The organism is Cardiobacterium sp., assembly GCF_057314735.1.
The window spans coordinates 27,163-46,780 of sequence record NZ_DBHKZK010000047.1; the positions used below are offsets into that span (position 1 = coordinate 27,163).

General features: G+C 61.6%; 14 protein-coding genes. 9 read left to right on the plus strand and 5 right to left on the minus strand.

The genetic code is table 11. The features are described 5' to 3' along the window. Positions 1-4 precede the first annotated feature (4 nt). Positions 5-1,651 (minus strand): glutamine--tRNA ligase/YqeY domain fusion protein, encoded by a 1,647-nt coding sequence (locus ACO54Z_RS05615; RefSeq protein ID WP_485996133.1) that lies wholly within the window; start codon positions 1,649-1,651, stop codon positions 5-7. Positions 1,652-1,731: 80 nt separating this feature from the next. Here ACO54Z_RS05615 and ACO54Z_RS05620 point away from each other — a divergent pair, with 80 nt between their 5' ends. The 8 genes from ACO54Z_RS05620 to ACO54Z_RS05655 all read left to right on the plus strand — a co-directional run bounded on the left by ACO54Z_RS05620 (position 1,732) and on the right by ACO54Z_RS05655 (position 12,185). Continuing rightward, complete coding sequence (locus ACO54Z_RS05620; protein ID WP_485996134.1) at positions 1,732-2,391, plus strand: transglycosylase SLT domain-containing protein; 660 nt, start codon at positions 1,732-1,734, stop codon at positions 2,389-2,391. Then, on the plus strand, positions 2,392-2,952 hold the full coding sequence (locus ACO54Z_RS05625) for an L-threonylcarbamoyladenylate synthase (RefSeq protein ID WP_485996135.1): 561 nt from the start codon (positions 2,392-2,394) through the stop codon (positions 2,950-2,952). Positions 2,953-2,964: 12 nt separating this feature from the next. Further along, entirely contained in the window at positions 2,965-4,086 is a 1,122-nt protein-coding gene (locus ACO54Z_RS05630; protein WP_485996136.1) for a 5-(carboxyamino)imidazole ribonucleotide synthase, read from the plus strand. A gap of 397 nt (positions 4,087-4,483) precedes the next feature. Next, on the plus strand, positions 4,484-4,828 hold the full coding sequence (locus ACO54Z_RS05635; RefSeq protein ID WP_485996137.1) for a hypothetical protein: 345 nt from the start codon (positions 4,484-4,486) through the stop codon (positions 4,826-4,828). 107 nt (positions 4,829-4,935) lie between these two features. Beyond that, positions 4,936-5,439: a 5-(carboxyamino)imidazole ribonucleotide mutase gene (purE, locus tag ACO54Z_RS05640; protein WP_485996138.1), complete on the plus strand. Its 504-nt coding sequence runs from the start codon at positions 4,936-4,938 to the stop codon at positions 5,437-5,439. Positions 5,440-5,445: 6 nt separating this feature from the next. Then, positions 5,446-9,117, plus strand: a complete 3,672-nt coding sequence (locus ACO54Z_RS05645) for a DEAD/DEAH box helicase (RefSeq protein WP_485996139.1) — start codon at positions 5,446-5,448, stop codon at positions 9,115-9,117. A 124-nt stretch (positions 9,118-9,241) separates the two neighbouring features. Next, a complete protein-coding gene (locus tag ACO54Z_RS05650; RefSeq protein WP_485996140.1) occupies positions 9,242-10,570 on the plus strand; it encodes an SWIM zinc finger family protein in 1,329 nt (442 codons plus the stop codon). Then, complete coding sequence (locus ACO54Z_RS05655) at positions 10,560-12,185, plus strand: DUF5691 domain-containing protein (protein WP_485996141.1); 1,626 nt, start codon at positions 10,560-10,562, stop codon at positions 12,183-12,185. Before ACO54Z_RS05650 ends, ACO54Z_RS05655 begins: the two co-directional genes overlap by 11 nt. A gap of 266 nt (positions 12,186-12,451) precedes the next feature. On the opposite strand, the gene ACO54Z_RS05660 is transcribed toward ACO54Z_RS05655, so the two are convergent. Further along, a complete protein-coding gene (locus ACO54Z_RS05660) occupies positions 12,452-15,301 on the minus strand; it encodes an AAA family ATPase (protein WP_485996142.1) in 2,850 nt (949 codons plus the stop codon). Between the two features lie 15 nt (positions 15,302-15,316). Here ACO54Z_RS05660 and ACO54Z_RS05665 point away from each other — a divergent pair, with 15 nt between their 5' ends. Next, positions 15,317-16,465: a VWA domain-containing protein gene (locus ACO54Z_RS05665; protein WP_485996143.1), complete on the plus strand. Its 1,149-nt coding sequence runs from the start codon at positions 15,317-15,319 to the stop codon at positions 16,463-16,465. 53 nt (positions 16,466-16,518) lie between these two features. Here the strand turns inward: ACO54Z_RS05665 and ACO54Z_RS05670 are convergent, their stop codons facing one another. The 3 genes from ACO54Z_RS05670 to ACO54Z_RS05680 all read right to left on the minus strand — a co-directional run. Beyond that, the gene (locus ACO54Z_RS05670) at positions 16,519-17,730 is read right to left on the minus strand and encodes an aromatic amino acid transport family protein (protein WP_485996144.1); all 1,212 of its coding nucleotides are present in this window, start codon (positions 17,728-17,730) and stop codon (positions 16,519-16,521) included. Between the two features lie 63 nt (positions 17,731-17,793). Beyond that, a complete protein-coding gene (tnaA, locus tag ACO54Z_RS05675; RefSeq protein ID WP_485996145.1) occupies positions 17,794-19,212 on the minus strand; it encodes a tryptophanase in 1,419 nt (472 codons plus the stop codon). Positions 19,213-19,392: 180 nt separating this feature from the next. After that, a partial coding sequence (locus ACO54Z_RS05680; RefSeq protein ID WP_485996146.1) for a hypothetical protein occupies positions 19,393-19,618 on the minus strand: 226 nt, incomplete at its 5' end.

Consider the following 19,618-nt stretch of genomic DNA (forward strand, 5'->3'; position numbering starts at 1 on the left):
CCGCTTATTTGAAGCCGTCGCGCAGTTCGACGGTGCGGTTGAAGACGGGTTTGTCCGCCGTGCTGTCGGGGTCAACCGCGTAGTAGCCGAGGCGCTCGAACTGGTACACGGTGCCGGGGGCTGCCGCGGCGGCGGGTTCGGTTTTCGCGCCGTGGATGATGGTGAGCGATTCGGGGTTCAGGGTGTCCAAGAAGTTGTCCGCTTCCATCGGGTTGGGCTGGTTGAAGAGGCGGTCGTAGTTGCGGATTTCGCAATCCAGCGCGTGTTTGGCGCTGACCCAGTGGATGACGCCGTTTGCCTTGTAGCCTTCGGGGTTTTTGCCGAGGGTGTCCGGGTCGTGGTGGCAACGCAGCTCGGTGATGTTACCGGCTGGATCTTTTATTACTTCGTCGCAGGTGATGACGTAGCTGCCGCGCAGACGCACCGCCTGGCCGGGGGCGAGGCGTTTCCATTTTTTCGGCGGGTCTTCGCTGATGTCGTCGTGCTCGATGTAAAGGGTGTTGCTGAAGGGTACGCGGCGGCTGCCCTGGCTGTCATCCTGCGGGTGGTTGGCGAGGTCGTAGTGTTCTTCGTAATCGTCCGGCAGGCTGGTGATGGTGACTTTGAGCGGGCGGACGACGGTCATGCGGCGCGCGGCGTGTTCATTGAGGTAGTCGCGGATGGTGCTTTCGAAGTATTCGATGGCGATGGTGCCGTCGGCTTTGCTGATGCCGATTTTGCGGCAAAATTCGCGCAGCGCGCCCGCCGGGATGCCACGGCGGCGCATGCCGGCGATGGTCGGCATCCGCGGGTCGTCCCAGCCGTTGACGTGTTTTTCGTTGACGAGCTGTATCAGGCGGCGTTTGGAGAGGACGGTGTATTCGAGCGAGAGGCGGGCAAATTCGATTTGTTGCGGGTGGCAGGGGGTGTCCAGCACGTTCAGCACCCAGTCGTAGAGCGGGCGGTGGTCTTCAAATTCGAGGGTGCAGAGCGAGTGGGTGATGTTTTCCAGCATATCCGACAGGCAGTGGGTGTAGTCGTACATGGGATAGACTTTCCACGAGTCGCCGGCGTGGAAGTGCGCGGCGTGGCGGATGCGGTAGATGACCGGGTCGCGCAGGTTGATGTTGGGCGAGGCCATGTCGATTTTGGCGCGCAGGACGTGGCTGCCGTCGGGGTGTTTGCCGTCCACCATTTCCTGGAAGAGCGCGCGGTTTTCGGCGATGCTGCGTTCGCGGTAGGGGCTGTTTTTGCCGGGTTCGGTCAGGGTGCCACGATTTTCGCGGATGTCTTCCGCGCTTTGGCTATCGACGTAGGCAAGCCCTTTGTCAATCAGTTGCCAGGCGTAGTCGAGCAGTTGCGGGAAGTAGTCGCTGGCGTGGTTGAGGTGTTTCCAGTCAAAGCCGAGCCAGTGCACGTCGCGCTTGATGCTCGCCATGTATTCTTCGTTTTCTTTTTCGGGGTTGGTGTCGTCGAAGCGCAGGTTGCAGTAGCCGCCGAACCGGTTAGCCATGTCGAAGTTGAGGCAGATGGATTTGACATGGCCGAGGTGGAGGTAGCCGTTCGGTTCGGGCGGGAAGCGGGTGATGACGTTGCCGCCGTTTTTGCCGTTTTTCAGGTCTTCTTCGATGATGTTTTTGATGAAGTTGGCGGCTTCCGGGGTCTGGTTCATGGGGGTCCTTGTTCGCTGTGGTTTGGGGCTTTGCGGGGCGCGGTGTAGAATGCCGCATTTTAGCAGATAGCGGAGCAGCTATGCGTTTGCACGGGAGTTTTTGCGTTTTGGCATGCCTGGTTTTGGTGGCCTGTTCGTCTTCTTATTCGGGGCATAAAAAGCACCGTCATTATCCGGCCAGCGCCGATATGGGTCAGGATCCCTGGGACAATTTGGCGCCGCGCGACCCGCGTTATCAGAATGAGCCACAGCCGCCGGTGTCGTCGATGGAAAATGCCTGCGTGTTGTTGTCGCAGCGGCCACACTGGGCGGAGGCGCTGGATGCGACGCGCCTGCGCTGGCACATTGAGCCGTGGCAGATTCTCGCCTTCATGCATCAGGAATCGCGCTTTAATCCGACGGCAATGAGTACCTCGCAGGCCTATGGCTACGCGCAGGTGAAAGCGCCGACGTGGGAGTGGTACCAGTTGAAACGCGGGCGGCAGAATGTGTCGCGCGAACGCTTTGATGACGCGGTGGATTTTATCGGCTGGTACGCCAACCAGAATGTCATCCGCAACGGCGTTGATTTGAATGACGTGAAAAACCAGTACCTTGCCTATCATGAAGGGCTGGGCGGCTTTGAAAACCGCAGTTTTCTGGAAAAGCCGTGGCTGATGACGATTAGCGACAAGGTCGCCGACCGCGCCGCACTCTATCAGGCGCAGTTGCGCAACTGCCCGGTCGGCTGGTCGTACTAGATGATCATCCCGCCGGAAAAAGATACTTTTTTGAACCTGCTGCAATCGCGGCAGGTTTTTGCATATCCGACGGAAGCGGTTTACGGCCTGGGCGGCGACCCGCGTGCGCCGGAGGTGTTCGCCGAAATTTTGCGGCTGAAGGGCGCGCGTGTGCCGGGGCAGGGAATGTTGCTCGTTGCCGCCGACTGGGCGCAGTGCGCGGACTGGGTCGCGGATTTGGACGATGCCCTTATCGCCCGGCTGCACACGCTTGCGGCAGCGCGCACCACCACCTTCATCCTCCCCGCCACGGATGCCATACCCGCCTGGCTGCGCGACGTCGCAACCGGCCGCATCGCCATCCGCGTCTCCACCCATCCGCTGGTGCGCCAGCTATGCACATGGGCGGGCGTCCCGCTGATTTCCACCTCTGCCAACCCCAGCGGAGCGCCACCGGCGCGCACCGCGGCAGAAGTACAACACTACTTCCCCGCCGTGCCGGTGATTGCGGGAGAAACCGGCGGCGAAGCGCGACCGAGCCGCCTTTGGGACGTGGCAAACGCCACACAATTAAGAGACTAAGGAGTGTACGACATGAAACTGGCAATACTGGGCGGCGGCCAACTCGGCAAAATGTTCCTGCAAGAAGCGACGGACTACCCGATGCCGGTCGCCGTGCTTGACCCCGACCCGCGCGCGCCCTGCGCCGCGCTCACCGGGCTGTTCAAACAGGGCGACTTCCGCGACAAACAAACCGTGCTCGATTTCGCCAAAGACGCCGACGCGGTTGGCATCGAAATCGAACACGTCTCGGTGGAGGCGCTGGAAGCGCTGGAAGAAGCGGGCAAGCGCGTCATCCCCGCGCCGCGCGTCTTGCGCCTGATCCAGGACAAAGGCCTGCAAAAACAATTCTATGCCGACCACAACCTGCCGACCGCGCCATTCTATCTGGCAGAGACCCGCGCCGACATTGACCCCGAACGCATCCCGCTGCCCTTCGTGCAAAAAACCCGCACCGGCGGCTACGACGGCAAAGGCGTACAAGTCATCGTCAGCGAAGAAGACCTGCACAAACTGTGGGACACGCCGTCAGTGATCGAAGCGCTCTGCCCGATTGCGCACGAAATCGCGGTCATCGTTGCCGCCGACGGCGCGGGCAACACCGTCGCCTACCCCGTCGCCGAAATGGTCTTTGACAACGTATTGAACCTCGTCGATTACGTACAAATGCCGTCCTTCCTCAGCGCCAAAGTGCGCGAACAGGCACAACAACTGGCACAGCGGCTGGTACAGGCCTTCGACGCGCCCGGCCTCTATGCGGTGGAAATGTTCGTCACCAAAGACGGCGAGCTGTGGATTAACGAAACCGCGCCGCGCGTGCACAACAGCGGCCATCTCACCATCGAAGCCTGCGCCAACTCCCAGTACGAACAAATGTGGCGCCTGCTCGCCGGAATGCCGCTCGCCTCGGTACAACAATACCGCCCGGCGGCGATGATCAACCTCATCGGCGCCTACGGCCACAGCGGCCCTGCACTGCTCGAAGGCCTTGACGCGGTACTGGTGCTGGACGAAACCTACATCCACTGGTACGGCAAGGCCGAAACCCGCCCCGGTCGCAAAATGGGACACATCACCGTCCTTGCCGACCACGAACCGGCGCTGAAAGCCAAAATCGACCAAATCCGCAAAGCGGTGCGGGTGGTGAGCCGCTAAAAAATTCCCCCACCGTTCTGCCCCTCCCCCTGTGGGGGCAGCAAACCACCCGCGCTAGAGCGTGTTTGCAATTTGAATCCCCCTCCCCTGCGAAGCGGGGGAGGGTCAGGGAGGGGGTGTAAAAAACCGCGTAGCGACCGCATCCAAAATGAATTGCAAACAGCGCCTAGCGACTGCACAACCCAAACCATTTATAGTGGAATAAAACAGAAATAGCCCAAGAATACCCCCTCCCCTGCAGGACGCGCCAGCGTCCGCAGCGGGGGAGGGACGGGGTGGGGGTAATCCATAATGTTGATGAATCAAAAACCCATTTTTCACGTTTGCTGCTCTCACCCCCTGGGGCGATGCGTATAGAGGCAGCCTGAAAACGCCATCAAGTAAAAAAGGACGCACCATGAACAAACTCTGGAAAATCACCAAATGGCTATTGGGCACGCTGATTCTGTTTGGTGGGGTTATGTTGAGCTATGTACTACGCGGCGACCCAATAACGCCACGCAGCTATGTTGCCGCTGCCTTGATGGCAGGCTTTTGGGCAATCAACAGTTTGCCGCCCAAATGGACAGTACAACAACAATTTACCTTTAACTTTTGCTACCTGTTCTTTTCCATGCCCGCCGTATTTTTCTATTTTGGCGAGCCGTTTACATGGACAGACTACATTTTTATGCCATTGGGTCTTGCACTGAGTATGGCGGTTATTTTTTTAACACAGAGGGGAGGTCAGGCGAAGCCGTAACCGTCCGCAACCCCCGCTACCGAATCAGACAATCCCCACCATTTACATACACCTTGAGCGCTCAAGCGTATGTAAACGCCAACCTCTAACCAACCCAACACAACACCATGCACAAAATCGGCATCATCATGGGCAGCGACAGCGACCTGCGCATCATGCGCGACGCCGCGCAAACCTGCGCCCAATTCCACGTCCCGCACGAAGTCACCATCGTCTCCGCCCACCGCACCCCGGAACGCCTCTTGGACTACGGCAAAACCGCCGCCGCACGCGGCCTGCGCGTCATCATCGCCGGTGCTGGCGGCGCCGCCCACCTGCCGGGAATGATTGCCGCCGTCACGCCGCTGCCGGTCATCGGCGTCCCCATCCACTCCAGCAACTCCATCGACGGCTGGGACAGCGTCCTCTCCATCCTGCAAATGCCCGCCGGCGTCCCCGTCGCCACCGTGGCGCTGGATGGTGCGAAAAACGCCGCCCTGCTCGCGCTGCGTATCCTCGGCTCGGGCGACGACACCCTGCGCGACCGCCTCGCCGCCTACCAGAGCGAAATGCGCGAAGCCGTACTCGCCAAAGCCGAATCCCTCAAAAACGAATACCCCTGCGACTACTGACCCGCCATGCTCCCCACCCCCGACACCATCGAACAATACATCCGCAGCCACGCCATCCCGGCCAGCATCGCCCGCGCCGACGAATACCAGGCCAGACTGGACGCCGTTTCCCCCTACGGCGCCATCTACCGCTGCGTCGGCAAGCGCACCAGCTACACCGTCGCCATCCACTACAGCAAAACCCTCAAAACCGAATGCAGTTGCCCCTACGACCACGAAGGCATCTGCAAACACAGCGTCGCCGCCCTGCGCGCCTTCGCCCGCTACCTGCGCGAGCAGGACACCCCCGCGCCACCGCCCGCCACAGCGACAAAACCCGCCAAAGCCAGCAAAACAGCGAAATCCGCCAAAACGCTGGCACCGCTGCGCTACACCTTAAATCCCGACCGCACCATCAACGCCACCGCCATCGCGCATGACCTGGAGCGGCGCGGCGCCCATACCCGCTACGCCAATGGCAACGAAGTCAGCATCAACAAACGCAGCCGCGACAGCATCATCACCCGCTTCGACGACTGGGGCGTCCGCTGCGAACAAAAACTCGAATACCGCCGCACCGACAACACCCTGAGCCTCAGTTGCAACTGCCGCATCCAGGAATGGGGCGACTATTGCCATCACGTACTGTCCGCGCTGGAACGCCTCATCGGCGCCTTTGGTCGCGACTACTTCGCCGATGACTACCCGCAGCGCCACATCGACGCAACCATGCACGAATACGGCCTTGACCCGGACAACCCCGACGACCGCAAACTGATCGCGGTGGACATCACCGACCAGGGACTGCGCGTGGCCCCGCGCGACCCGCAACTCGTGCCGCGCGACATCTTTGAACAAATCCTCCTGCCCGATGACCTGCCGCACGCGGTGCATGACTACGGCCACGCGCTGTGCCTCGAATACCAGGGCGGGCGGTTCACCGGATTTTCCGTACTCGAAGGCAAATACGACAAAACCCGCACCGAACTCGCCACCCGCATCAAAACACTGGACGCCTACGACCTCGACAGCCGCATCCTCGATGGCCGGCACGGCAGCGAAGTCCTCGCCCTCTACTACACCACCGGCCGCATCGCCAAAAACCTCCGCAGTGCATCCAAAAACGCAGAAGCCCTCGTTGCCGCCGTGCGCGAATTTGCCGACCTCTGCCGCCACATCACCTGCCCCGTTTACGCACACAACATCGAAGAAACCTACGTGCGCGGCCACCTCACCCCCGTCACCCTCAACACCACCGACCGCGTCGGCCTTGAGCTTGACCTCGGCCGCGACGACAACCTCTACCAGCTCAAAGCGCGACTGCGCCTCGGCGACCGCGACTACGCGCTGACCAACAAACAACTGCGCATCAACCCGCTCTTCATCGACTACCAGAACACCCTCTACCCCACCGCCGACCCGCAAACCGCGAACGACATCACCTGGTTCCATACCCACCCGCAGAGCAAACTCGCCACGCGCGACGCCGACACCTTCCGCCGCCAAACCCTCGCCCCGCTCAGCCAGCGCCACCGCATCAAAAGCAAACTCATCAAACCCGCGCCCGCCGCTGCCGACGCCCCCGCGCCGCGCGCCCAGCTCTACCTCGACGAAGCCGACGGCATCATCACCTTCCGCCCGCAGGTTGAATACCCGGAACGCCTCATCGACCCGGCAAGCCAGGAACTGCGCCTGCAAACCACCGCCGACGGCGACTACCACCAACTACCGCGCGACACCGCCCTCGAAACCCGGCTGCTCGACACCCTGCGCGATCTGCACCCCGCCTTTGCCCACGGCGCCCCCTACCAACTCGCGGCCGCCGAACTCATCAAAAACGACTGGCTGCTCAACGCCGCCGACACCCTGCATGACGCCGACATCGAACTGCTCGGCCTGAAAAACCTCAAAAACTGGCAATACAACCTCAACCGCCCAACCATCAGCAGCCGCACCAGCAGCGGCATCGACTGGTTTGACCTCGAACTGACCATCCGCTTCGGCGACCAGCACGTCAGCCTGAAAGAGCTGCAAAAAGCCGTCCTCAAAAAACAAAACTACATCACCCTCGGCGACGGCACCATCGGCATCCTGCCGCAAGCCTGGCTGGACAAAATCACCCCCTGGCTGAAAACCGGCGACGTCAAAAAAGACCACATCCGCTTCTCGCCCTACCAGCTCGGCATCATTGACGACCTGCTACAAAACCTCGAAGAAAAACCCGACTACCTGCTCGAACTGCAAGCGCGCCATCACCGCCTGCAACACCTCGCCGAACAACCGCCGGTCGCGCCCTCCCCTGCCCTGCGCGCCACCCTGCGCCCTTACCAGCAGCACGGCCTCAACTGGCTCGCCTTCCTCCATGAAAACCGCCTCGGCGGCTGCCTTGCCGACGACATGGGCCTCGGCAAAACCCTGCAAACCCTGGCCTTCCTCCAGCACCTCAAAGACCGGGGCGAAAACAACAAACCCAGCCTCATCGTCGCGCCGACCTCACTCATCTACAACTGGCAGGCAGAAGTTGAAAAATTCACCCCCGACCTGCGCCTCTATGCCCTGACCGGGAGCGAGCGCAATACCGACGCCGCCCACCTCGCCGCATACGACATCATCCTCACCACCTACGGCACCCTGGTGCGCGACATCGAAACCCTGCAACACATCCCCTTCCACTACGCCATCCTCGACGAAAGCCAAAACATCAAAAACCCCCAATCGCAGCGCTACAAAGCGGTGCGCCTCATCAAGGCCGACAACCGCCTCTGCCTCTCCGGCACGCCGATAGAGAACAACACCTTCGACCTCTACGCGCAAATGAACTTTTTGAACCCCGGCCTGCTCGGCAACACCACCCACTACAAAAACACCTTCGCCAACGCCATTGACAAACACAAAGACCACGACAGCGCGGCGCTGCTCGCCAAACTCATCCACCCCTTCATCCTGCGCCGCAGCAAAGAACAAGTGGCGACCGAACTGCCGCCGAAAACCGAAAGCGTACTCTACTGCGACATGGGCGCGGCGCAACGCAAACTGTACGAGGCGACCAAAAACCGCTACCGCGAACAACTGCTCAACAAAATCGCCGCCGACGGCATCGAAAAAAGCCAACTGCACATCCTCGAAGGCCTGCTCAAACTGCGACAAATCTGCAACAGCCCGGCGCTGCTCGCCGACCGCGAAGACTACGGCGACGACTCCATCAAACTCGACCTGCTCCTGGAAAACATCAAAGAAAAAACCGGCGCGCACAAAATCCTCGTCTTCTCCAGCTTCACCAAAATGCTCGGCCTCATCCAGGCGCGGCTGGAAGCCGAAAACATCCCCTGCGAATACCTTGACGGCCAAACCCGCGACCGCAAAAGCAAAGTCGAAAACTTCCAGCAAAACGACGCCGTGCGCGTCTTCCTCATCAGCACCAAGGCGGGCGGCACCGGACTGAACCTGACCGAAGCCGACTACGTCTTCATCGTGGACCCGTGGTGGAACCCGGCGGTGGAAAACCAGGCGATAGACCGCAGCCACCGCATCGGCCAGAACAAACACGTCATGGCGTACCGCCTCATCTGCAAAAACAGCATCGAAGAAAAAATCCTCGCGCTGCAAGACAAAAAACGCCACATCGCGGAGAGCATCATCAGCGTGGACGACGAAAAAAAGACCTTCGACCTCGACGAAGTGCGCAAACTCTTTTCCTGAAAACCCGCCCGCGCGTGTCGCTCCGCCTCCACACCATCACAAAACCGAGGACGGAAAACCGCCCCTCACCCCGTAGCCACCGAAAACCCTATAAAATCACCGCACACCCCCGCCCATTGCCGCCATGACGCCGCTTACCCCCGAACAAATCGCCCGCCTCGCCCCCGACGATGCCTCCAACAAAGCCGCCAGCAGCCTCGTCCGCCCCGACAAATGGCCGCTCCTGCACCACAACGATCGCGCCCTGTGGGGACATTGCCAGGGCAGCGGCAAAAACCCCTACCAAACCGCGGTCGATATGAGTGAGCCTGCCTACAAATGCTCTTGTCCCAGCCGCAAAATTCCCTGTAAACACGCCCTCGCGCTGATGCTGCTCTACGCGCGCCACGCCGACCGCTTCAGCACCACCGAAGCGCCCGACTGGTTGGCGAGTTGGCTGGAAAAGCGCAGCGAGAAAAAAGAAGCGAAAGCGGCGAAAGCCGCTAAAGCGGACAAACCGGCGGCGCCCGCTGACCCGGCAGCGCAACAAAAACGCCTCGCCGCACGGCAGAAAAAAGCCGGCGACGGCTTGGCCGACCTGCGCCTTTGGCTGGATGACATCCTGCGCAGCGGCCTCGTTGCCCTGCGTGGCAACTTGCGCGAACGCTGCCGCGACATGGCAAAGCGGATGATTGACGCGCAACTAAGCGGCGTTGCCGGCGAACTGCAAAACATCGCCGAACTGCCCGCGGATGCAGGCGAGCGCCTCTTTTACCGCTTGAGCCGCCTGAACCTGCTCGCGGAAAACTTCGCCCGCCTGGTAGAGTTGCCGCCGGAAGTGCAAGCCGAAACCCTCGGTCGCCTCGGCTTTCCCGTCGCCAAAGAGACAGTGTTGGCGGAGCCGGGCATCAGCGGCCTGTGGTGGCATATCGGCACCATCGTCAGCGAAATCGACCGTGGCGAAGCCTACACCTACTGGCTCTACGACGCCGCCAGCGGTCGCTACGCCTACCAGCTCGATTTCAACATCCGCGGCGCGCCCGCCAGCCTGCCAAGCATCCTGCACGGTGGCGTCTATGCGGGCGAACTCTGCTACTACCCCGGCATCGCCAGCCTGCGCGCCCTGCCGAAAAACTGGGAACTCGCGAGCGCGCCGCCGCCGTTGCCATCTGGCGCAAGCAGCATTGCCCAAGCGCTTGCCGGCGTGCAGCAAACCTACGCAGAAAACCCGCTGCATGACCGCTACCCGCTGCGCGTTGATAACGTCCGCCTTGCCCGGCGTGGCGAACAACTCGCGCTCACCGACGCCGGCGGACAACTATTGCCGCTTGAGCTTGACGAAAACCAGCGCCTGCGCCTGCTCGTCGCCACGGGCGGCGAAGCCTTCAGCGCCTTCCTCTTATACGAATACGACACGCGCGCGCTGCGCCTGCTCTCCTTCAGCGACAGCGCCGGGAAGCTGAATGTCTATTAGCGCTATAGGGTGGGGCTTGCCCCACCGCAAAACAGCCATTAAAACCAGCCCACTCAACACCATGCTCACCACCCTCATCAACACCGCCCTGCTCGGCACCGGCAAACAGCCTTGGCGTCCCGACGCCACCACCCCCGCCGCCCTGCAAACCGCTTGGGCAGCGCTTGCCGACGACGACAGCGAACGCCGCCACTACCGCTACGCCGCCCTCGCCTTCGCTTACACCTACGGCGGGCAAACACCCGCACAATCCGCCGACGGCTGGCAAGCCGTGCCGCCCGCGCCCGCCGCCGAAGAAACCCTGCCGCCGGAAGCCGCCGCCATCCTCGCCGACTGGTTCGCGCAAAAACACCGCCACCTGCTGCGCTACGCCGTCGCCCGCCTGGAAGAACGCGGCCTCACCTTGCCGACGGCGCTGTTGCCGGAAGCCGCCCGCCACAGCCAGAACCACCCCGCCGACATCCCCGAAACCCTGCTCGGCGCGCGTGGCCGCTGGCTCTTCGCCGCCGCAGGCATCCGCCCGCGCAAAGACGAAGACGGCGCGGATTACGCAGAACACGAAGAAGACTGGCAACTGCTGCCGTTTGCCGCGCGCAAGGCACACCTCGCCCGCCTGCGCCGCGACGACCCCGACGCCGCGCGCGAACAACTCGCCGCCATCTGGGGCAGCGCGCCTGCCAACCACCGCCAGGACTACATCGAAATCCTCGGCGCAAACCTCGGCGACGCCGACCAGCCCTTCCTCACCGCCGCGCTGAAAGACCGCAGCAAAGGTGTCAAAGAAAGCGCGCGCGAGCTGTTGATGCGCCTGCCGGGGAGCGACCAGACGCGGCAACACCTCGCCTGGCTGCGCGAACGCCTCGCCTGGCGGCGGCCGGAAAACGGCGGCCTCAAAAAAATCCTGCACAAACTCACCGGCGGCGACAGCCCGTGGCAATATCTTGATGCGCCCTACACGCCGGAGCTGAAAGCGGCGGGCATTGAAGAAATCAGCCCGCTCAAGGGCGAAAGCGACGCCGCCTGGCAACGGCGGCAAATCATCCTCCGCCTGCCGCTCGCCGCCTGGGCAGAATACTTCGGCTGCGACGCAGACGAAGCCGCCGCCCGCCTCGCCGCGCACCCGCCCATTGCCCCGCTGAACCTGTGCATCGGCTGGGTACACACCCTGCGCGACCGTCGCTTTACCCTGGCGCTATTGCCTGCGGTCATGAGCGAAAACCCCGACACCGCCGCTGCCCGCCTCAACCTCGAAACCTTCCTCGCCCTTGACGGCGCCGACCGCGAAACCCTGCTTGCCGACAAAACCACCGCACAACGCCTGCTCGCCCTCTTGCGCCACAACCCCTACGACGGCGCCTGGCGCGACAACACCCACGAAGACTGGGGCGAACGCTACGGCCTGCTCGTCTGCAACCACTACCTGAAAAACAAACACTACTTCCAGCACGACGAATACGAGCGCGTCGCCGCCAGCCTGCCCGTCAGCGACACCATCACCGCGCTGATTGAAAACCGCCTGCGCCTCATCCCGGAAGACAACCCCAAACACGAAACCACCCGCATCATCGCCGGACATTACCGGCAAAAATGCCGCTTCGCCGCATTACTGCCGTAGGTTGGGTTAGGGGGTGTTTGCAATTCGGCGGATAAGCCCCTCATCCTCTGGGACTGGGACAGCGCGCGCAGCGAGATTAGGGAGAATGGCTGCGCCATTTGCTTTGGCTGTAGGGTGGGGCTTGCCCCACCGTGAAAGCCAGAAGTTTCGTGGTGGTGGGTCAAGACCCACCCTACGTTACTCCACGGGGAACAGGTTTTTGTTGGCTCTCTTCAAGCTGTTCCAGTCAGCTTCATCTAACCCAACCGATTGATTGTCCTAATACGTCATTGAATGCGCCTGCAGCCGGGGCCGCGAATGGTGCTGGTACCGCCGGGCTGCGGGGTGACGGTGATGCGGGTGGCGATGCGTTCGGTGAGGGCTGCGACGTGCGAGATGATGCCGATGTGTTTGCCGTGGGTGCGCAGTTGGGCGAGTGTTTCCAGTGCGCTGTCCAGCGTTTCTTCGTCCAGCGTGCCGAAGCCTTCGTCAAGAAAGAGGGAGTCCACCTGCATGGTTTCGCCGCTCATTTGTGCGAGGCCGAGCGCCAGCGCCAGGCTGACGATGAAGCTCTCGCCGCCGGAGAGGTTTTTCGCGCTGCGGATTTCGCCGCCCTGGTAGTTGTCGATGATGTTGGCTTCGAGTGGCCGCGCCGGGTCGGCGGTGAGCAGGTAGCGGTCGCTTAATTGCGCCAGTTGGCGGTTGGCGTGGGCGATGACGCTGGCGAAGGTCAGGCTTTGCGCGTAGTTGCGGTATTTTTTGCCGTCCGCCGCGCCGATGAGGGCGTGTAAATCCTGCCAGCGGCGGGTTTCTTGTTGTTGTTTGGCCAGCGCATTTTGCCGGACGGCGAGGCGGGTAACGGCGCGTTCGTGTTCGGTGATGCGGTGGCGCTTCTCGGCGAGGGCTTGCTGTTGTTGTTGCCGGGTGTGGTTGTCGGCTTGTTGTCGTGCTTGCAGGGTGGCGGCGTCGGGGTCGTCCGCGCTTTGGGCGGTGAGGGCGGCAAGGCGGGCGGCGCAGTCTTGTTGGCGGGTGTGCAGGGTGAGGGTTTGCTGGTCAAGCGCGGCGGCTTCGCGGGCAAGGGCTTCGCGGGCGGCGGCGGGCAGGCGCGCAGCTTGCCATTCATTTTCTGTAGGGAAGGCAGCGGCGGTGCGCGCGGCGACGAAGTGTTGTTCTTCCCGGTCGAGCGCGGTTTGTTGGTCGGTGAGGCGGCGGCGCAGTTGTTCGCGTTGTTGCTGGTTGGCAGCCACGCGGTTTTCGGCCTGTTGCAGCGCGCTGCGGGCGTGTTCGGCAGCGGTTTCGGCGGCGGCGATGGTGCGCTGTTGGGCGGCTTCTTCGCTGTCGGGGTCGCGCTCGCCGAGGATGGCGCGGCGGGCGGCGAGGGTTTGCGCGTGGGTTTGTTGTAGCGCGGCAAGTTGTGCGGCGTAGGCGGCGGTGTTGCGCGCTTTTTCGGCGGCAAGGGCGGCGGCGGCGTCCAGCCGGGTTTGGGCGTCGCGCGCGGCGGTAAGGGCGGTTTGGGCGTTGGTGTATGCGGTTTCGAGTTGTTCAGCCTGTTTGAGGTAGGTCTCCAGCGCGGCGAGACGAGCGTTGAGGTCGTCGGGGCGGGCGGGCAGCGCCTGGGCGTAGGGGTGGTCAGTCGCGCCGCAGAGCGGGCAGGGTTCGCCGTCGTGCAGTTGCGCGCGTTGTTGTTCGAGGTCGGCAATGCGCTGGTGGTAGGCGAGTTCGCGCAGGATGCTGTCTTTTTCGGCGCGGTATTCGCGCAGCAGGCGGCCTGCGAGGTGGGCAGCCAGCACGCTTTCGGCCTGGGCGCAGGCGGTGGCGGCGTTTTCGGCTTTTTGTTGTGCGGCAGCGGCGGCGGTTTCGGCTTTTTGCCGCGCGCTTTGCGCGGCGGCGTGGGCGGCGGCGTGTTGTTCGAGAATGGTGAGTTGTTCGCGCTGGTGGCGCAGGGTGTGGTCGTGGGCGCGGGTTTGTTGCCAGGCGGGTTGGGCGGCGGCGAGGCGCTGTTTTTCGGCGGCAACGCGGGCGCGGGCGGCGGCGTGCTGTTGTTGGGCGCTTTCCCGTGCGGCGGCAAGCGCGGGCGCTTTTTCGTCAAGCGCGGCGAGGGCGGCGCGGTCTTGTTGTTGCGCACGGCGCAGGGTGTCGAGGCGGGCGTAGTCGGCATCAAGCAGCGCGGCCTGTTGTGCGCGGGCGAGGCGCGCGCGCTCCGGTGCGAAGCGGGCAAGGGCGGCTTCGTGCGCGGTCTGCTCGTCGGCGAGGCGGTCGCGTTCGGCGTGTAATTCGCTGCGCTGTTGGGCGCGGGTGAGGGCGGCGGCGGTTTGCTGTTGGCGGGTTTCGAGGGCGGTGAGTTGTTCTTGCAGCGCGGCGGTGTCGGCGGTGAGTGCGGCGAGGGTGTCGGCGTCAAGCGGGGTGATGCCTGCGGCGTCGAGGGCGAGCGCGCGTTCTTGTTCCTGGGCGGCGCGCAGGCGGTCGTGGACGGCGATGGAGATGCGGCTGTAGATGGCGGTTCCGGTGATTTGTTCGAGCAGCGGCGCGCGTTCGTCCGGCGCGGCGCGGAGGAAGGCGGCGAAGTCGCCCTGCGCCAGCAGCATGGCGCGGGTGAAGCGCTGGTAGTCCATCCCGGTGAGTTTTTCGATGGCGGCGGCGGTGTCTTTCAGCCCGGTGGCGAGGATTTCGCCGCTCGCAGCGTCGGCCAGTTCGTGTTTGGGGTTTTGCAGTTCGCCGCCCGCCTTGCGCCGCGCGCGGTGCTGGCTCCAGTGGCTGCGGTAGCGCCCGGCGCGGGTGCTGAAGGTGATTTCGGCGTGGCAATGGCCGCTGTGGCGGCTCATGGTTTCGTTGCCCGCCTTGCCGATGCGCTCCAGCCGGGGCGTGCGGCCGTAGAGGGCGAGGCTGATGGCGTCCAGTATGGTGGTTTTGCCCGCGCCGGTCGGGCCGGTCAGGGCGTAGATGTTGTCGGCGTAGGCGGGATGGTCAAGGTCGATTTCCCATTCGCCGGCAAGGGCGTTGAGGTTGGCAAGGCGGATGGTGTGGATGCGCATGGGGTTGGGCGATGAAGGGCGTGGCCACGGAATGTCGCAGATACGCCCGCTGCGGTCAAGCATGGACGGCGCGCGGGAAATGCCGCAGAATTTGCAGATGCCCATTTGACTGGAATCCCCATGACCCCAACCGAATACCTCAACCGCTGGCGCCTCATCCTCGGCAATGATGCCGAAACAAGCTGCGGAGGCGGGCTGGACGCCGCCGAAATCCGCATGGACAAGGCGCTCGCCGCCCTCTACGACAACCCCGGCGAAGGCGGCAGCCGCCGTGGCGGCCTCGGCGCATCCGCGCCAAAAGTCAGCGCCTGGCTGGGCGACATCCGCGAATACTTCCCGCAGTCCGTCGTGCAAATCATGCAGAAAGACGCGGTGGAGCGGCTCAACCTTACCGCGCTGCTCACCGAAAAAGAAATGCTGGAAAACATCACCCCGGACGTCCACCTCGTCGCCACCCTGATGAGCCTGAGCCGGGTCATCCCGGAAAAAAACAAGGCGCTCGCCCGGCAAATCGTGCAGAAAGTGGTGGACGAACTGATGCAAAAACTGCAAACGCCAACGCAGCAGGCGGTACAGGGCGCGCTCAACCGATCCATCCGCACCCGCAACCCGCGCCACAACGAAATCGACTGGCACCGCACCATCCAGAAAAACCTGAAGAATTACCAGCCGGAATACCAAAGCATCATCCCCGAAGTGCGCATCGGCTACGGGCGCAAACGCAAGCGGGCGGTGCGCGACCTCATCCTCTGCCTCGACCAGAGCGGCTCGATGGGGACATCGGTCATCTACTCCGGCATCTTCGGCGCGGTGCTTGCCAGCCTGCCCACCCTGCAAACGCGGATGGTCGTCTTTGATACATCAGTTGTAGATTTGAGCGAACAAATCAGCGACCCGGTGGAGCTGCTCTTTGGCGTGCAACTGGGCGGCGGCACCGACATCGACCGCGCGCTCGCCTACTGCCAAAGCCTGATTACCCGCCCGGCGGACACCACCCTCGTCCTCGTCACCGACCTCGAAGAAGGCGGCAACGCGCAGCGGATGCGGCAGCGCATGGCCGAACTCGTCGCCAGCGGCGTGCAATTCATCGTGCTGCTGGCGCTCAACGACGACGGCGCGCCGTTTTACGACAAATCGCACGCCGAATACCTCGCCAGCCTTGGCGTCCCGGCGTTTGCCTGCACCCCCGACCACTTCCCCAACCTGATGGCAGCCGCGCTAAACAAGCAGGATTTGTCGCTATGGGTGGCGGAGAACATCAAGGCGTGAACAGAACAGCAAAAAGGCGGCATTTGCCGCCTTTTTGCTGTCAGGACGTACCTTCAGCCGGTATAAACCGGCAGTTTGCCCATCATGTTCAGGATGTGCAGCACGGCGACGGCGATGCCAAAGCAGAAAACGAACCACACCATGAACATCCCACCCGGCGTGGTGAAGCCTTCGTGCCCACGGCGGCGGGATTCGCGCACGAGGAGCGCGGGCATGATGCACGTCCAGATGGTCGCCACCGCGCCCGCGTAGCCGATGGCGATAAGGAAGCCGGTGGGGAAGGCGAGCGACAGCACCAGCGGCGGCAGGAAGGTGGCGAGCCAGGATTTTGTCCGCCCGGCGGCGTCGTTTTTGAATTTGAAGAAGTCGGCGAGAAAATCGAAGACGCCGAGACCAACACCGATGAATGAGGAGAGAATCGCCGCCATCGCAAAGGCGCGGATGGCGTGATTGACGTTTTCGGAATGGATGACGCTGCTGAGCGCGGGGAGCAAGACATCCAAATCGCCGCCTGCTTTAATTACTGGCGCGAATTGTTCGCGCGGCAGGTTGCCGAATATGCTGACAATCCAGACGACATAGAACGCGAGGGTAATCAGCGTACCGCCGAGAATGGCGCGTGAGGCCTTGCGCTCTTCGCCGTAATAGGCGCGCATGGAAGCGGCGGAATGGTGATAGCCAAAGGAAGCGAGTGCCACCGGAAACATCGCCAGCGCATACGGGGCATAGGAAGGATGCTTGCTACCGCTATCAAACAGCATCGGCAGGTTAATATTCTTCGCCAATCCAAAAATGCTGAAGATAAAACTCAACACCATAAAAATAATCAGCACTACGGAAATACGATCGACCGCGCGGGTGGAATGCCAGACGAATGCGCCGAAGACAATGACAAACAGAATAGAAGACAATTTGCTGTTCAGCCCAATCAGCGGCGGCAAAATCATGCCTGCCGTTGTAATGTAAGCATAAAGAAGGATGCCGCCGACGAAATAAACGGCGATATTGTTGATGGTATTGGCGCCGCTGCCAAACATATCGTGGGTGACGGTATCGAAGGAAACGCGGATGTCATAGCGTTTGTAGGCTTCAAGCAGCATCCAGCCGGAAAGGGTCATGACCATCATCGTGACCAGCATGGCAAGACACGTCCACAATGTCCACGCGCCCGCACCGGCGCTTGGCAAACCGAGCATTCCCGCGCCGACGCAGACGCTGGCGATAATGCAGGCACCGCCAAAGACGGAAGGTTGTTTGTCGTTCATGGTTTTATCCTGTTTGAATGAAAAAGGGGCGCGATGGATTATCGCGCCCCGCCGCTTTTCCGGTCAATCCACTTCTTTTAGCAGTGCGGTGAAGTGGCGCAAGACTTTGGGTTCATAAGTGAATGTCAGCCCCTTGATTTTCGGCGCATTCGCCTTGACCTGTTTGAAGGCTTCGACGATGAAATCCATGTGCGACTGGGTGTAAGTCGCGCGCGGAATGGTCAGGCGCAACAATTCCGCCGGGCAGGGTAATTGTTTGCCGGTTTTCGGGTCGCGCCCTTGCAGGAATGAACCGATTTCCACCGCGCGGATGCCGGCGACCTTGTAGAGTTCGCAGGCGAGCGCTTGCGCCGGGAATTGCTCCGCCGGGATGTGCGGCAATAATTTACCGGCATCAACGAATGCGGCGTGCCCGCCCGGTTGCTGGCAGATAACGCCAATGGATTCAAGGCGGTCCACCAAATATTGCACCTGGCCGATGCGGTAGGCGAGCCAGTCTTGCCGCATTCCGTCACGCAGGCCGACCGCGAGCCGCTCCATCGCGCCGCCTTCCAAACCGCCATAGGTCGGGAAGCCTTCCTGCACCACGCACAGGGTGCGGCATTCGGTATAAACATCGAAATAGCGCTCTTCCTTGACGCAAAGCAGACCGCCCATCGGCACCATCGCGTCTTTCTTTGCCGACATGGCGAGAATATCGGCGTATTGATAGCTTTCGCGGGTAATTTCTTCAATGGATTTGTCTTGATAACCCGGCTCGCGTTGCTGAATGAAATAGGCATTCTCGGCAAAGCGTGCGGAATCCATCACCACCGGAATCTCGTATTTCTGCGCGATGGCATACATCCCGCGCAAATTGGCAATGGATACCGGCTGGCCACCAGCGGAATTACAAGTAATCGTGCAGACAATATAAGGAACATTTGCCGCACCCACTTCCTGAATGCCCGCTTCCAGTTTCTCCAAATCAAAATTGCCCTTGAAATCGTATTTGATGCCGGTATCAAAGGCTTCCTTGGTATAAGTATTGCGCACCGTGCAGCCATTGATTTGTGAATGGCCCTGGGTGGTATCGAAGAAATAATTGGAGAAGGCAACCATTTTGCTGCGGTCAAGGCCTTTTTCCTGCTCGCGTTTTTTAATCAGCACCGGAATATAAATTTGCTCGGCACCGCGCCCCTGGTGGGTCGGGATGGTGTATTGATAGCCGAAAATTTCCTTGACCGCGTTGGCGAGTGCGTAATAACTGCGGCTGCCGCTGTAGGCTTCGTCGCCGCGCAGCATCGCCGCCTGCATATCCTGCGTGACCGCGCCGGTGCCGCTGTCGGTCAAAAGGTCAATGAAGACGTCTTCGCTGTCGAGCAAAAACGGGTTCATGCCCGCTTTGAGAATGGCTTTTTCGCGGTGCTCGCGCGTGGTGCGTTTTACGGGCTCAATAACGCGGATGCGGAAGGGTTCGGGAATGTGGGTGAAGTTTTCCATGACGGTTTCCTCTTGAAAATGTGGACAAATGGCGCGGACGCGCCGGAATGCGGGCGAAGCCGGGAAACGCTACGGAAAGGCGGCAGAGAGGATGTGATCCAGATTGAACCAGCGGCATATGGCGGTGTTCATGTGATTACCCCTCGTGTTGAAGGCAGCAGCGGCTGCTGTCCGCTGGGGTCAATGTAATCTTGTTTGTGGAAAATGGCAAGGTTTTGTTGTGGTTTTTGTGAATATATGTGGAGTGATGAGGTTTTTGCGGTTAAAAAAAAAGCCCCTGCGAACAGGGGCTTTTTTTATGGCTAACCAAACGGCTGCAATCAAGAATTGCCCGCTGCCAGTAACGGACGCGGTTGCAAGTCCGGTGTGGCTAACGCATCCAGCGGCTGCGCCTGGCCGTTCAGCG